The sequence below is a fragment of the Fulvivirga ligni genome (assembly GCF_021389935.1).
In the GTDB taxonomy this organism is placed as follows: Bacteria; Bacteroidota; Bacteroidia; order Cytophagales; family Cyclobacteriaceae; genus Fulvivirga; species Fulvivirga ligni.
The window spans coordinates 2,169,770-2,184,825 of sequence record NZ_CP089979.1; the positions used below are offsets into that span (position 1 = coordinate 2,169,770).

At 37.0% G+C, this 15,056-nt stretch carries 13 protein-coding genes; 12 read left to right on the top strand and 1 reads right to left on the bottom strand.

All coding sequences use genetic code 11. The annotated features are described in order from the left end of the window. Window positions 1–29 precede the first annotated feature (29 nt). The 3 genes from LVD16_RS09630 to LVD16_RS09640 are packed head-to-tail and all read left to right on the top strand — an operon-like array spanning window position 30 to window position 5,218. Complete coding sequence (locus LVD16_RS09630) at window positions 30–3,002, top strand: SusC/RagA family TonB-linked outer membrane protein (protein WP_233773724.1); 2,973 nt, start codon at window positions 30–32, stop codon at window positions 3,000–3,002. 11 nt (window positions 3,003–3,013) lie between these two features. Beyond that, a complete protein-coding gene (locus LVD16_RS09635) occupies window positions 3,014–4,408 on the top strand; it encodes a RagB/SusD family nutrient uptake outer membrane protein (protein WP_233773725.1) in 1,395 nt (464 codons plus the stop codon). A gap of 9 nt (window positions 4,409–4,417) precedes the next feature. Then, window positions 4,418–5,218, top strand: a complete 801-nt coding sequence (locus LVD16_RS09640) for a hypothetical protein (RefSeq protein ID WP_233773726.1) — start codon at window positions 4,418–4,420, stop codon at window positions 5,216–5,218. A gap of 57 nt (window positions 5,219–5,275) precedes the next feature. On the opposite strand, the gene LVD16_RS09645 is transcribed toward LVD16_RS09640, so the two are convergent. Continuing rightward, a protein-coding gene (locus LVD16_RS09645) for an IS3 family transposase (RefSeq protein WP_370687639.1) occupies window positions 5,276–6,522 on the bottom strand; the annotation gives its coding sequence in 2 pieces (ribosomal slippage) (window positions 5,276–6,171 and window positions 6,171–6,522; 1,248 coding nt in all). Window positions 6,523–6,870: 348 nt separating this feature from the next. On the opposite strand from LVD16_RS09645, the gene LVD16_RS09650 reads away from it, so the two are divergent. The 9 genes from LVD16_RS09650 (at window position 6,871) to LVD16_RS09690 (ending at window position 14,858) form a co-directional block, all read left to right on the top strand. Continuing rightward, window positions 6,871–7,347: an Lrp/AsnC ligand binding domain-containing protein gene (locus LVD16_RS09650; RefSeq protein ID WP_233773728.1), complete on the top strand. Its 477-nt coding sequence runs from the start codon at window positions 6,871–6,873 to the stop codon at window positions 7,345–7,347. A 114-nt stretch (window positions 7,348–7,461) separates the two neighbouring features. Then, window positions 7,462–8,907 (top strand): Fe-S cluster assembly protein SufB, encoded by a 1,446-nt coding sequence (gene sufB, locus LVD16_RS09655; RefSeq protein WP_233773729.1) that lies wholly within the window; start codon window positions 7,462–7,464, stop codon window positions 8,905–8,907. Window positions 8,908–8,984: 77 nt separating this feature from the next. After that, window positions 8,985–9,746 carry a Fe-S cluster assembly ATPase SufC gene (gene sufC, locus LVD16_RS09660; protein ID WP_233773730.1) on the top strand — a complete coding sequence of 254 codons (762 nt, stop codon included), beginning with the start codon at window positions 8,985–8,987 and terminating at the stop codon, window positions 9,744–9,746. Between the two features lie 11 nt (window positions 9,747–9,757). After that, window positions 9,758–11,086 (top strand): Fe-S cluster assembly protein SufD, encoded by a 1,329-nt coding sequence (gene sufD / locus LVD16_RS09665; RefSeq protein WP_233773731.1) that lies wholly within the window; start codon window positions 9,758–9,760, stop codon window positions 11,084–11,086. 1 nt (window position 11,087) lies between these two features. Then, window positions 11,088–12,335 carry an aminotransferase class V-fold PLP-dependent enzyme gene (locus LVD16_RS09670; protein ID WP_233773732.1) on the top strand — a complete coding sequence of 416 codons (1,248 nt, stop codon included), beginning with the start codon at window positions 11,088–11,090 and terminating at the stop codon, window positions 12,333–12,335. Continuing rightward, window positions 12,335–12,769, top strand: a complete 435-nt coding sequence (locus LVD16_RS09675; protein ID WP_233773733.1) for a SufE family protein — start codon at window positions 12,335–12,337, stop codon at window positions 12,767–12,769. The genes LVD16_RS09670 and LVD16_RS09675 overlap by 1 nt, the downstream gene beginning before the upstream one ends. Before the next feature lie 10 nt (window positions 12,770–12,779). Beyond that, window positions 12,780–13,115 (top strand): SUF system Fe-S cluster assembly protein, encoded by a 336-nt coding sequence (locus LVD16_RS09680; protein ID WP_233773734.1) that lies wholly within the window; start codon window positions 12,780–12,782, stop codon window positions 13,113–13,115. A 24-nt stretch (window positions 13,116–13,139) separates the two neighbouring features. After that, window positions 13,140–13,556 carry a BrxA/BrxB family bacilliredoxin gene (locus LVD16_RS09685; RefSeq protein WP_233773735.1) on the top strand — a complete coding sequence of 139 codons (417 nt, stop codon included), beginning with the start codon at window positions 13,140–13,142 and terminating at the stop codon, window positions 13,554–13,556. Between the two features lie 339 nt (window positions 13,557–13,895). Beyond that, a complete protein-coding gene (locus LVD16_RS09690) occupies window positions 13,896–14,858 on the top strand; it encodes an ion channel (protein WP_233773736.1) in 963 nt (320 codons plus the stop codon). Window positions 14,859–15,056: the final 198 nt, after the last annotated feature.

Below are 15,056 nucleotides of genomic sequence, written 5' to 3' on the forward strand. Positions count from 1 at the left end.
TAAATAATTCTTAAACTAAACAAAACAATATGAAGAACTTTTTACTAGGAAGTTTCGTGTTGATTCTAATGTTCTCTTTCGGAGAATCCTGGGCTCAACAAAGAACGATATCTGGGAAAGTAACCTCGAGTGAGGATGGAAGTGCTTTGCCGGGTGTGAATGTGGTTCTAAAAGGAACTACTAATGGTACAGTAACCGATATCGATGGTAACTATTCCTTGTCAGTATCTTCTTCTGACGGAATATTGACATTCTCTTTTATAGGGCTTAAAACGGAAGAGGTTGAGATCGGTTCTAAGACTGTGGTAGATGTGCAGATGGCAGACGATGTGCAGCAATTAAGTGAAGTGGTAGTTACTGGATATTCAAAGGAAAGCAAAGCTAAGGTTGCAGGTTCAATTGCCACCGTAGACGCTAGTACTATTGAAAAAGTTCCATTGGCAACTTTTGATCAAATTCTTCAAGGACAAAGCCCTGGTTTAGTAGTGACTGCCGGATCGGGTCAGCCTGGAACAAATGCGGTAAAGGTTAGAATTAGAGGTAACGGTTCCATAAATGGAGGTAATGATCCATTATATGTAGTCGACGGAGTGCCAATTGGAAGTGATGACATTGCAACACTAAACCCTAATGATTTTGGTTCTGTAAGTATTCTAAAGGATGCTTCTGCTACTGCTATTTATGGTTCTAGAGGGGCCAATGGTGTTATAGTAATAACAACTAAGAGTGGTAGAACTGATGGGTCTGCAAGAGTAACTTATAGAACTCAGTATGGTACATCGCAATTGGCTAGAGAGAATTTTAAAATGATGAATTCTACTGAAAAAATTGCCTTTGAGCAATTTGTTCAAAGAGGACCTACTGCTGGTCTAGATCCTAACGATCCGGATGATGCAGCTGAACTGGATAGATTAAGAGCAATTAATACCAATTGGAGGGATGCCTTTTTAAGAGATGGTAAAACTAAAAATCATGAGATTTCCATTTCAGGAGGTAACCAGAACATTAAATATTTCACATCAGGTAGTTATTTTGATCAGGAGGGTACAGCATTATCATCAGATTTTGAAAGATATACATTAAGATTTAATGTTTACGCTAACGCTACTGATAAATTAAGGTTTGGACTTAATTCAAGTTTGGGTTATTCACTTTCTAACTTTGCTCCTGGTCAGGGTGTGAATCTAGCAAACCCATTTGCTGCAGCTTATTTAGCTAATCCATACGAGCAGCCATATGATCCTGAAACTGGAGAATTAGTTACAGGTAATGGACGTACAGGATCTAACTCTCTTGAGCGACTTTTGAAGAATACAGATAAGCAAAATGAAACAAAAGTTGTAATGTCAGCTTTCGCAGAATATGAGTTTATTCCTGATTTAACACTCAGATCAACTTTTGGTATTGATTATACTCAAGAAGATGATGAGTTTTTTGTTCCACCAAATACTTTTGGAGGGAGAAATGTGGCAAATGGAAACCAAGGTCAGTATAGTAAGAATTTCTACCGAGACTTCCAGTACGTATGGACCAACTTATTGTCGTACTCATTTAATATAAATGCAGACCATGATTTTGGGGTAAGTCTTGGTATGGAGGCTATTGATAACTACGATGAAGGCTTCGGGTTTTCTGGCTTTGGAATCAACTCAAAATTACCAAATAGTAATAGTGGTATAACTCCAGGTTCGGCAGAAGGTTTCATTCCTACCCTAGGAGGTTATAAGACTTCTAGTTCATTGCTTTCATATTTTGGAATCTTGAATTATACATTTAATCAGAAATATAATTTGAAGTTAAGTCTTAGAAGAGATGGATCTTCAAGATTTGGTGATGAAAACCAATTTGCTACACTTTGGTCAGTAGGTGGATCTTGGAATGCTTCAAGTGAACCATTCTTAAAAGATATAGATTTTATTAATAACCTTAAATTAAGAGCAAGTTACGGTCAAGTAGGAAATCAGGTTGGTATTGGTAATTTCCAATCAATTGGTACTTTCGGTTCTGTTAGCTATGGTGCTGAATCAGGCTTAGCTCCAACGAGTATTGGTAACCCTAATTTGAAATGGGAAATTCAAAAACAGGCAAACGTTGGTATTGACTTTGGACTATGGCAAGATAGGATTTCTGGTTCATTAGATTTTTATAACTCCATTACAGATGATCTATTTATTGATACACAGTTATCAAGAACAACTGGCTTCTCTGTAATACAGACCAATGCGGGTCAGGTAAGAAACAGAGGTATTGAATTCTCGCTTTCTGCAGAAGTACTAAGAATAGGTGATTTTAGCTGGACAATTGGTGGTAACATTGCACACAATGATAACGAAATTCTGGACTTAGGTCAGGTTTCTGAATTTGAATCAGGTACAAGTATTATTAGAGAAGGATTGCCTATCGGATCACATTATGTGGTGGAGTGGGCTGGAGTTAATCCTGCCAACGGTCAGCCTTTATATAGAGATAAAGAGGGTAATTTGACATCAGTATTTGATGCAAGTAATGCTGTAGCAAAATTTGGAACATCAGAGCCACCGACTACTGGAGGTATTAATACAAAGCTTGTTTGGAAAGGATTTACCTTGACAGGTTTGATGTCTTTTGCTCATGGTTATTCTAGATTTAATAACCAAACATTCTTCCAAGAGAACCCGAACTTTGCTCAATATAATCTTTCTACTATAATGAATACAATGTGGAAAGAGCCGGGAGATGTGACTGAGGTTCAAAGTTATGCATATGGAAGACAATTTTCTTCTAAAGATATAGAAGATGCTTCTTTTATGAGGTTAAGAAATGTAATGCTTAGCTACAATTTACCTAGTACGCTATTAAGTAAAACCAAAATTATAAGAAGTGTCAGAGTGTTTGTTCAAGGGCAAAATTTAGCAACATGGACAAAGTGGACTGGTTTCGATCCAGAGGATGATAATAACATTGGTCAGTATGAATATCCTGTTCCAAAAATTTACACTATGGGTCTAGACGTAACATTTTAATTAGATAGGAGATGAAAAAAATATATAAAATACCTTTCTTAATATTGATTATAAGCTTTGTCGGATGTCAAGACATTCTTGATAAAGAGCCTATTGATATTATTGACTCTAATAAGGCATTTCAAAGTGCTGAAGATATTGATGCTGGGGTTATAGGTGTATATGCTGCTATGACGGCTACAACCTATATAGATATATCCTCAAGAATGAGTGATGACGTACGTCTAAGTCCTGAGAATAGAGGGCAAGGGGTGCAGATTCATGATTGGTCATTTGCTGCCAATGAGGGATCAACTACGAGCGCCTGGAATAATTGCTATCAGGTGGTATCGCGTATTAATAGAGTATTAGATGCTATTGAGCGGTTAACAGCGGAAGGTGTAGTAACTGAAGCAGATGTTGCTCAAAGTAAGGCTGAGTTATTGGCTATTCGCGCATTAAGCCATTTTGATTTATGGAGAATATTTTCGACTAAATATAATCCTTCAGCTCTGGCAATTCCATATATGGCCTTGCCAGAAGGGCTTCAGGTAGATATAAAACCTGAAAGAGAAACTACCGAAAGTGTGTTTACCAAGATTAAAGCGGATTTAGCTGAGGCGCAAAATTTAATGCCTGATGGTTTTGATAGCCCAACAAGAATCACTGATTTAGCTATCAGTGCATTAAGAGCTAGAGTTGCGCTTTACTCTGAGGACTGGGATGATGCGATAACTTTTTCTACTCAGGTAATAGATAACATGGAGTTGGCAGGTGCTGATGACCTTAAAAATGTATTTTCTGATGTGTCTAATGAAGGGATTGTTTTTGAATTACTTCGTGTAAGTGGTGATGAAAGAGTTGGTACATTATTTACTGATACTAATGGAGATATATTCTTTAATCCATCAAATGAAATCATTTCTGTTTATGATTCAGTTAATGATGCAAGATTCGATGCTTACATCGAAGATGATCGTACTGAAGCTGATAGAGATCAGGTGATCAAATATCCAGGAAAAGTAGGTTTGGATAAACTTAATGATATTAAAATCTTTAGAGTAGCTGAGCAATTCTTAATTAGAGCTGAGGCATATGCTAATAATAATCAAACTTCTTTAGGTAATGCTGATTTAAATACATTAAGAGCTAATAGAATATCTGGTTGGGTTAATCAGTCTTATAGCCAATCTGATCTGTTGGATGAAATTATGTTAGAAAGACGTAGGGAGCTGGCATTTGAAGGTCATAGATTCTTTGACCTTAAAAGGCGTGGTTTGGCTATCGATAGAGAGGGTGATGACTGTTTTAGAGTGCCTAATGCATGTACTTTAGAAGCTAGTAGCTTCAGGTTTGCTTTGCCAATACCTCAGTCAGAGATATTCGCAAGTGATATGGAGCAAAACCCAGGTTATTCAAATAATTAAAATATGATTATGAAAAAAATATTAAATCTGATACTAGCATTTGGCTTTGGACTCATGCTTGTGGCGTGTGATGAAGAAGAACCAGCCCTTTTGGAGGAAAGTATAATAGTATTTCAGTCATCTTCTGTTTCAATCCAGGAAAGTGGAACTACATATAGCATTAAAATTCTAGGTTCTGAGATTGGAAATTCTTCAACAGTAACAATTGAAGGTACTGCAGTTGAAGGTGAGGATTATACAACTACATTTACTAATCCTGCGACAGTTGGAGATGACTATGCCTTTTACATAGATATTACGCCTATTGATAATGCGATATCTGATGGGAATAAAACTTTAACTTTCACCTTGAACGAAGGTGGATACTCAGATAATACTGATGAAGGTAAAGTTTTTACATTAACAATTATAGATGACGATTGTCCTTATGTATCTACTAATTTTGAGGGGGCAGCTGCAACAGATGATCTCATTGGGGGTGAATCTAATGGCACCTACGATACATCTGTTGAATTAGTAAGTGATGAAAATGGTGTAGCATTGTTTAATGTTCCTGATTACGTTGCTAGCTTTTTAGATGTAGGATATCCATATGAATTCTCTATCGACTCATCAGATCCATCTAATATTAAAGTAAATGTGGAGACTCAAGAATTTTCTGCATATGGTTTTGATTGGGTAATTACGGAAATCGCAGGTGGAGAAGTTAGTACTTGTGGAAATACAGTAACAGTAGCTACAAATTTAAGGTCTACTGATAATAGTTACAACATTGATTGGAATGTGGTTTACACCATTTCGGCTGAATAATCATAGCTTGTAGATGTGACTAGTCCTAAAATAGATTGACACTATTTTAATTAAAAATTAATTAAGAACCACAGGATATTCTTCTGTGGTTTTTTCATGTATTTGATTTGGGGTTTTCATATTTAAACTCAAATGAGGTCTTATGTTATTGTAGGTGTTAATAGATTCACTTAAATAGCGTTCTAATTCTTCCACAGTTTTACATTGATGGATCAAGAATTCTCCCTTAAGAATTCCGTTTACACGCTCTGCTAATGCATTCTGATAACAGTCATATCCTTCAGTCATAGAAGGAGTAACTCGGTTATTTTTTAGTTCTCTTTGATATATTTCAGAACAATATTGTAAACCTCTATCGGAATGATGAATAAGGTCTTTGGTTGTTTTTCTACTTTTAAAAGCTTTTTTTAATGCTTTCACGACACTTTCTGCATTCATATCATTGCTTAAATGGTGGCCTACAATTTTTCTTGAGTACGCGTCTGTTACCAATGAGAGGTAATGTGTCCCCTGATCTGTTTTTATATAGGTGATGTCACTTACAAATACCTCTTCTGGTCTACTCAGCTTTCTGTTTTGATACAGGTTAGGATGCTTGCGAAGCCAATGTTTTGAGTGAGTCGTTTTTGTGTAATTTTTCTTTGGTTTAACCAACATCCTTTCTCTTCTTAAGTAATCAAACAGTCCATCTCGACCTATTTTTACTCCATTTTCAACAAAGTCAGCTTTGAGTAAAGCATATAGTTTGCGTGTCCCTAAGCGAGGCATTAACCTTCTTTTGTTCTCAACTAGTTGTTTTACAAGTAGAAGATCAGACTCTCTTTCAAGCCATGCTTTTTCGTGCTGGTAAATAGTTTGACGGCTTATCCCGAACAAGCGGCAAGCATGAGCTAAACTTAGCTTTCTTTCTTGCTGGAGTTCTCTTGCTGTCCGGGCAAGTGCTTTTTTCTGATCGCTGTTCCAAACTCTTTGTCTGATATGTCGATCATTCTATTTAAAACTAGGTTTCTTGCTTTTTCATCTGCAAGTTCTTTTTCCAAACGCTTGATTTTTTGTGCAGGAGTTTCTTCTGAATTTGGCATCTTTTTAAAATGGATATAGGGTTGACTCCAATCTAATCGTCCATGCTTTCTTAACCAAGTTAAAACCGTACTTCTTCCTTGAATACCATAACGCCTTTGTGCTTGCTTATAGGTCAGATCGCCCTTTTCTACTAAATCTACTACTGATAATTTAAAGCCTAAGGTATAATCCCGTTGGGTACGCTTTTTGGCTTTTTCTGAATTCTTTTTGTCCTGTTTCATTATAAGTCTGGTTTATGTCAACTTATTTCAGGACGGGACAATGAAATAAAAAAAGCCATCTCGAAAGAGATGGCTTTTTTTTGCTGTAGGGGAAGGATTCGAACCTCCACGGAGCAGTTAGTTCCTATTGCTATTGGATGCTTTAAGGAATTTATCCTGTTATCTCCACCCTCGAGACCGGAGGGCATGTCTGCCAGTTTCAACACCCTACAGTGTTATGTTTTGACAAGCCAAAGGTAGTGAAAGCCTCTTTTTTTTAAAATTTTTATAATCAATTGCTTAATTATTTATAATATTTTGAATATTATTGAGTATTGAATAAAAGCTCTACAATTAATCAATACTTTTATGCCTGCTAATTATGAAATTGATAACGTAGATCTCAAGATTTTAGAGATCCTACTTAAAAACGCTAAAAAACCATATACTGAAGTAGCTAAGCAAGTATTTGTGTCTGGTGGTACCGTTCACGTACGCATGAAAAAGCTCGAAGATATGGGGGTGGTTGAAGGCACTACCTTGAAAATCGACTACACAAAATTAGGTTATGATATCACCGCTTTCATAGGTATTTTCCTTTCTAAAAGTGAGCTATATGATCAGGTGATTTCAGAACTAAAGCAAATCCCTGAGATTGTGAATGTTCATTATACTACTGGTAACTATAGTATGTTTGCTAAAATTCACTGCAAGGATACCCAGCACCTTAAAGACGTTCTACACGATAAGATACAACGTGTGGAAGGAATTATCAGAACGGATACTATGATTTCCCTTGAGGAAAGTATCAATAGAAATATTCAATTAGAGATGAAAAATAATTGAATTTGCCTATCATAGTATAGGTTTTATTGATCTCAAAAAAGCCTTATGCCGGAACCCTAAAGTGTAGATTTTGTTGTACCTTTGCAGAACATTTGACAACAAGTCTACAACGGTATGAGCAAAGATAATCAGATATTAGAAGAATTTACCTCTAAAGAATACGAGCACGGATGGAACATAGATCTGGAAGCAGATCAGGCTCCTAAGGGCTTAAGTGAGGAAATTGTACATTTTATCTCGGCGAAGAAGGAAGAACCAGAATGGCTTCTAGAGTGGAGATTGAAGGCCTACCGTGCCTGGACAAAGATGGAAGAGCCGGAGTGGGCGAATGTTACATTTCCAAAGATCAACTACCAGGATATTATTTACTATTCAGCTCCCAAGCAGAAAGTGAAACCTAAAAGTCTTGACGAGATCGATCCTGAATTAAGGGAGACTTTTAAGAAACTTGGTATCAGTTTGGAAGAGCAGAAAAGACTTACCGGTGTGGCGGTAGATGCTGTATTGGACAGTGTTTCTGTTGCTACTACCTTTAAAGATAAATTGGCTGAATTAGGAATCATTTTCTGCTCATTCAGTGAGGCAGTAAAAGAACATCCTGAGTTAGTGAAGAAATACTTAGGCTCTGTAGTTCCTCAAAATGATAATTACTTTTCAGCCTTAAATTCAGCTGTATTCTCTGATGGGTCATTTTGTTATATCCCGAAAGGAGTACGTTGCCCTATGGAGTTGAGTACCTATTTCAGAATTAATGCTGCTAATACTGGTCAGTTTGAAAGAACTTTGATTGTTGCTGAAGAAGGATCATATGTAAGCTATCTAGAAGGTTGTACTGCTCCTCAGCGTGATGAAAACCAGCTTCATGCTGCAGTAGTAGAGATTTATGCTAAGAAGGAGGCTGAGGTCAAATATTCTACCGTGCAGAACTGGTACCCTGGTGATAAAGAAGGTAAAGGAGGTATTTATAACTTCGTTACTAAGAGAGGTATCTGCGCTGGTGATCATTCTAAAATTTCCTGGACACAGGTTGAAACAGGTTCATCCGTAACCTGGAAATACCCATCTTGTATATTAAAAGGAGATCATTCAATAGGAGAGTTTTATTCAGTGGCTGTTACCAATAACAGACAGCAGGCTGATACCGGAACCAAGATGATCCACATTGGTAAAAATACCAAGTCGAGAATCGTTTCTAAAGGTGTGTCAGCGGGATACTCGCAAAATAGTTATAGAGGTCAAGTAAAAGTAATGAAGAGAGCTGAAGGTGCAAGAAACTTCTCTCAGTGTGATTCATTGCTTATGGGAGATAAGTGCGGTGCGCATACTTTCCCTTACATCGATATAGAAAATAAATCAGCACAGGTAGAGCACGAGGCTACCACTTCAAAAATTGGTGAGGATCAAATCTTCTACTGTACTCAGAGAGGTATAGACGAGGAGAGTGCCGTGGCATTAATCGTAAACGGTTACTGTAAAGAGGTACTTAACCAGTTGCCAATGGAGTTTGCTGTGGAGGCTCAAAAATTATTAGCCCTTACCCTGGAAGGAAGTGTGGGTTAATTAACACCCACCTTTGGCTATCGCAAGCGTAGCTTGACATTAAATATCAAAAAGAAAATAACACAATACTTAGTAGAATGCTTAAGATAAAGAACTTACACGCATCAATAGAAGGAAAAGATATACTAAACGGTATAAACTTAGAGATTAAGCCTGGTGAAGTACATGCTATTATGGGGCCTAACGGTTCTGGAAAAAGTACATTGGCTTCTGTATTAGCGGGCAGAGAGGAATATGAAGTTACTGATGGCGAAGTAGAGTATCTTGGTAAAGATTTGTTAGATCTTTCTCCAGAAGATAGAGCTAGAGAAGGAGTTTTCTTGGCATTTCAGTATCCTGTAGAAATACCAGGTGTAAGTACTACTAACTTCTTAAAAACTGCACTTAACCAAATTCGTGAGTATAGAGGGCAGGAGCCTTTAGATGCTGTTTCCTTCCTTACTTTGATGAAGGAGAAAATGAAATTGGTGGAAATAGACCAATCATTATTGAGCAGAGCACTTAATGAAGGATTCTCTGGAGGTGAGAAGAAAAGAAACGAAATTTTCCAAATGGCAATGCTAGAGCCTAAGTTATCTATCTTGGATGAAACAGATTCAGGACTTGATATAGATGCTCTAAGAATTGTAGCCAACGGAGTTAATAAACTAAAAACTAGCGAGACTTCTACTATTGTGGTAACGCATTATCAGAGATTGCTAGATTATATAGTACCAGATTTTGTGCACGTACTGTACAAAGGTAAGATTGTGAAAAGTGGAGATAAAAACCTTGCTCTTGAATTAGAGGAGAAAGGTTATGATTGGATTAAAGAAGAAGTAGATACTACCACTGCCTAGATTTTAATTACATGAGTGAAATAACACAAGAAAGTCTGGAAAGCAAATTTGTAAATCATTTCGAAGCTCTTGAGTCAAGAATTAATGGTGCTTCAGCCTTGCCTTTTCATAAGGTGAGAAAAGAGGCCCTTGAATCTTTTAAGTCATTAGGACTGCCAGGTGTAAAAAATGAAGAATATAAGTATACACCTATCCAAAAGGTTTTAACCAAAAACTTTGATTTACAGGGAGCTAACGCAACTGATGGTGTATCAGATCAGTTTGTGAATGATGCCTTTATTCCAGACCTGAAAACGAACACTTTAGTTTTTATTAATGGAATATTGTCTGATGAATACAGCAATATCATTAGTGAAAACCTAATTATAAAAAGCTTTAAAGAGGCATTAGAAGAGAATGCTGAAGATGTGGCAGAGTACTTAGCGAAGTATGCTGATTATAAAGAAGATGCATTCGTGGCTTTGAACACTGCACTAGCAGAGCATGGCTCTTTTATTAAAATAGCTGATAAGCAAATAGTTGAAGAGCCAATTGCCCTTTACTTCATTAATGATACTTCAGCTAATGAGGTGCATATTCAGCCAAGAAACTTATTTGTAGCTGGGAAAAACAGCCAGGCTACTTTCATGGAGATCTACAAGACTGCAGGTGATAAGCCAAGTTTTATAAATATCGTTTCTGAAATTGTAGTGAATGAGAATGCTCATATCGACTTTTTTAAGATCCAAAACAATAAAGATTCTGCATATCAGGTAGGAACCACTCAGGTTTGGCAGGATAGATCAAGCTATTTCTCAGCCTATACATTTACCTTAAATGGAGCGTTGGTGAGAAATAACTTGAATATTACTGTAGATGCAGAAGGCTGTGAATCTCACATGTATGGCCTTTATCTACTTAACGGTAACACTCACGTTGATAATCACACAGCAGTAGACCATAGAAAGCCTAACTGCTTTAGCAATGAACTTTACAAGGGAATTCTAGAGGATCAATCTCATGGCGTTTTTAATGGTAAAGTTTATGTGAGACAGGAAGCACAGAAGACTAATGCCTTCCAGTCTAATAAGAACATATTGCTTAGCAATGATGCGGTTATAAATACCAAGCCTCAGCTTGAAATATGGGCAGATGATGTGAAGTGCTCTCATGGTTGTACCACTGGTCAGCTAGATGAAGAAGCTTTGTTCTATTTGCAGTCGCGTGGGGTAGGTAAGGAGAGAGCCAGAGTTTTATTATTGTATGCTTTTGCAGCAGAGGTGCTAGAAAGTGTGAAAATAGAACCATTGAAAAAATACTTGGAAGGATTAATATCAGAAAGGTTGCATAAAGATTTTTAATATGACTGACATAAGCCAGGAAACTAAGAAAGTGCTTGATATTCAAGCTATAAGAAATGAATTTCCTGTACTTGATCAGGAGGTTAACGGTAAGCCTTTAGCCTATTTCGATAATGCAGCTACTACCCAAAAACCCATACAGGTAATTAATGCTCTGGATGAATATTACAGAGGTTATAATGCCAATATTCATAGAGGTATCCATACACTCGCTGAAAAGGCTACCAAGGCATTTGAAGATACCCGTGTAGTACTTCAGCAGTTTTTAAATAGTAGAGAAAAGGAAGAGATTGTTTTTACCAAAGGAACAACCGACTCTATTAATTTGGTGGTGGCTACTTATGGTAGAAAATTCATTGGAGCGGGAGATGAAATTATTCTCTCTGGTTTGGAACATCATTCTAACATAGTGCCTTGGCAGATATTAGCCGAAGAAAAAGGTGCAATTATAAAAGTTATTCCTGTGTTCGATAACGGGGAGCTTGATTATGAAACCTTCGAAAACCTTCTTTCTGATAAGACCAAATTTGTTTCAGTAAACCACGCTTCCAATAGTCTGGGTACCATAAATGATATTAAAAGAATTATCAATGGAGCTCATGGAGTTGGAGCAAAAGTTTTAATAGACGGGGCACAGGCTAGTGCGCATATTGAGCTTGATGTTCAGGACTTTGACTGCGACTTTTATGCAGTATCATCACATAAATTTTATGGCCCTACTGGGGCAGGTGCGCTTTATGGAAAGCGTGAACTTTTAGAATCGATGCCGCCTTATCAGGGTGGGGGAGAAATGATAAAAGATGTTAGTTTCTCTGGAACTACATACAACGATATTCCGTATAAGTTTGAGGCTGGCACACCGAACATAGCTGATATAGTGGCTCTTAAAGAAGGGATCAATTTTATTAAACGTTTCGGTAAGGAGAATATAGCAGCGCACGAACTTGATCTATTGGCTTACACCGTAGATGGATTAAATACCATCGAAGGAATGAGGCTAATAGGTACGGCTAAGCATAAGGTAAGTGTACAGTCATTTTTAATAGATGGTGTCCACCCATTTGATATTGGTCAGATGTTAGATGCCAGAGGGGTTGCGGTGAGAACGGGACACCATTGTACGCAGCCGCTTATGGATAGCATGGGAATTGAAGGTACCGTAAGGGCTTCTTTTGCGATCTATAACACAAGAGAAGAGATTGATAGAATGGTAGAAGGCTTGACCCGTATAGTGAAATTTATGAAGTAATGGCTGAAGGAATTAAGGAAGTACAATATAATATAATTCAAGAGTTTTCAATTCTTGATGGGGATATGGAAATGACCAATTTTTATATTATGGAACTTGGTCAGAAACTTCCACCTATGAAGGAAGAAGAGAAAACAGAAGACAATATTGTAAAAGGTTGCCAATCTAAAGTGTGGCTAACAGCTCATTTGGAGGGTAATAAAATTTTTTACAACGCAGATAGCAACACTGCTATAACCAAAGGTCTTGTAAGCTTACTTACAAGGGTGCTGTCAGGGAATACACCTGATGATATAATTAATGCTGAGCTTTATTTTCCTCAAGAAATTGGGATGGATAGATTCATAGGAACTCAAAGATCCAATGGTTTTGGAGCTATGATGAAGCAAATGAAATTATATGCAATTGCTTTAAAAAGTAAAGTTGAGGCTTAAATAGTAGACAATGAGTGAAGAAACAAATTTGAAAGAAGCTTCTGATACCTTGAGAGATAAGGTAATGTATGCTTTGAAATCAGTTTATGATCCGGAAATTCCGGTTGATATATACGAGTTGGGCTTGATTTATGAAATCAGTGTACATCCAGTGAATAATGTATATATCCTCATGACTTTGACGTCTCCTAACTGTCCTGCAGCTGAGTCTATACCGGCAGAGGTTGAGGCGAGTATTAAAAAGATAGAAGGGGTAAATGATGTGAATGTAGAAATTACATTTGATCCTCCGTATTCTCAGGATATGATGTCTGAGGCAGCAAAGTTAGAACTAGGTTTTTTATAAAATCATTATTATAAATATATAAGTATGTATCCAGAAGAGTTAGTAGCGCCTATGCGAACCGATCTTACTCAGGTTGGTTTCGAGGAGCTTAAGACCTCAGAAGAGGTTGATAATCATTTTAATGATCACAAGGGCACAACCCTATTAGTTATAAATTCAGTATGTGGATGTGCGGCAGGTGCGGCAAGACCAGGGGTGAAATGGGCTGTTCAGCAAACTGACAAAAAACCGTCTTCATTAGCTACTGTATTCGCAGGAGTGGATAAAGACGCTGTAGCTAAGGCTAGAGAATACACTTTACCTTATCCTCCGTCTTCTCCATCAATAGCTCTATTTAAAGATGGTGAGTTGGTTCATTTCATTGAAAGACACCACATTGAAGGTAGAAATGCAGAAATGATAGGTAATCACTTATTAGAAGTGTTTAAGGAGTTCTGTTAATAGGAAACAGTTAGATATAAATAAAAAAGGAAAGCTATTTAGCTTTCCTTTTTTATTTATTGAAGTTTCGGTTCTATCCTGTAACAATTGATGTTATCTATATTTAAAAACAATTTGCTCCGGTTGAGGAAGGATTGTAATCTAGAGTTTTGCTCTAAGTCATCTTTCTTGGCTGTAGTCTCATACACCAAGTTTAATTTGTCGTCGTAAATTCTGTAATTTGAGTTGTTCATGTGAGTTAGTTTTGACCATGTGTTGTATTAATTTGACCCTTTGATGCAGTTGAGTTCTACATCTGCTCCTTTATACGTGAAAAGTAGGTTATTGTTGTAAATTTTAATGAAAAGAATGCTTAAGCCAAAGATTGACTCTTCCAGAACCGAAGATCCAGGTACAGGTACCCAGTATACTATAAACTCTAAAAGAATTATCAATAGAGATGGTTCTTTTAATGTGATTAAACAAGGGCTGGGTTATAGTACGCGAAATGTATACCAGTCTTTGATTAGAATGTCCTGGACAAGATTCTTTATTATCATATTTGCCTTTCTATTGCTGGTTAATGCATTGTTTGCCTCTATTTATGCTCTTATTGGTATAGATCAGCTTGGGGGTATTACCACCACCAAAGGATTGAATAACTTTCTAGAAGCTTACTATTTTAGCTTTCAAACATTTACCACAGTGGGATACGGTGTGCTGCACCCAGTGGGACACTTGGCTAATATTCTTGCAGTTCTAGAAGCTGTCATCGGATGGATGTGCTTCGCACTAATCACAGGTATGCTATATGGTAGGTTCAGTAAGCCCAGTGCTCATTTGCACTACAGTGATAAAGCATTAGTGTCGCCGGGTAAGAATGGATATAAGACATTGCAGTTTAGGATTGCAAATATGAGAAACAGTAATCTCATGGAAATGCAAGCTACCTTGATTCTGGTGATAGTGGAAAAGAATTCAGACGGTACGGGTATCTCCAAAAGATCATTCGTTGACCTTAAATTACAGCGTAATTCCATCATTTTCTTTCCCCTAAATTGGACTATTGTTCATGTTATAGATGAGGAGAGTCCTTTCTATGGCAAGGAGTATCAAGACTTCGTAGATATGAATGCCGAACTGATAGTAATGGTCAAAGGATATGATGATACTTTCAGCCAAACAGTACATTCCAGATTCTCCTATAAATGCAAAGAAATAGTATGGGGCGCCCGCTTCAAACCAGCCTACCAAACACAAACATCAGGTGATATATTCCTCTATTTTGATAAAATGAGTGAGTATGATGAGGTGGATTTGTAAAAATTTTCAAGTAGAATTTTTCTTATATAGAATGTGTCTTTTTAACATAAAGGCTGGTGTGATATTGATATGAACCTTTTAATAATTGAAGTTTAAAATTAAACTATGATTAAGTAGAGAAAACGTTTGCAATAAAAAAATAGGTTAAAATAATACCCCAAATTGGGGGATTATATATATTGTGAGATCCTAACAAAT

Bases quoted from the DNA above. Each gene is read 5' to 3' on its own strand.
- LVD16_RS09630 (WP_233773724.1), top strand. From the start codon at position 30: ATGAAGAACTTTTTACTAGGAAGTTTCGTGTTGATTCTAATGTTCTCT.
- LVD16_RS09635 (WP_233773725.1), top strand. From the start codon at position 3,014: ATGAAAAAAATATATAAAATACCTTTCTTAATATTGATTATAAGCTTT.
- LVD16_RS09640 (WP_233773726.1), top strand. From the start codon at position 4,418: ATGAAAAAAATATTAAATCTGATACTAGCATTTGGCTTTGGACTCATG.
- LVD16_RS09650 (WP_233773728.1), top strand. From the start codon at position 6,871: ATGCCTGCTAATTATGAAATTGATAACGTAGATCTCAAGATTTTAGAG.
- sufB (WP_233773729.1), top strand. From the start codon at position 7,462: ATGAGCAAAGATAATCAGATATTAGAAGAATTTACCTCTAAAGAATAC.
- sufC (WP_233773730.1), top strand. From the start codon at position 8,985: ATGCTTAAGATAAAGAACTTACACGCATCAATAGAAGGAAAAGATATA.
- sufD (WP_233773731.1), top strand. From the start codon at position 9,758: ATGAGTGAAATAACACAAGAAAGTCTGGAAAGCAAATTTGTAAATCAT.
- LVD16_RS09670 (WP_233773732.1), top strand. From the start codon at position 11,088: ATGACTGACATAAGCCAGGAAACTAAGAAAGTGCTTGATATTCAAGCT.
- LVD16_RS09675 (WP_233773733.1), top strand. From the start codon at position 12,335: ATGGCTGAAGGAATTAAGGAAGTACAATATAATATAATTCAAGAGTTT.
- LVD16_RS09680 (WP_233773734.1), top strand. From the start codon at position 12,780: ATGAGTGAAGAAACAAATTTGAAAGAAGCTTCTGATACCTTGAGAGAT.
- LVD16_RS09685 (WP_233773735.1), top strand. From the start codon at position 13,140: ATGTATCCAGAAGAGTTAGTAGCGCCTATGCGAACCGATCTTACTCAG.
- LVD16_RS09690 (WP_233773736.1), top strand. From the start codon at position 13,896: ATGAAAAGAATGCTTAAGCCAAAGATTGACTCTTCCAGAACCGAAGAT.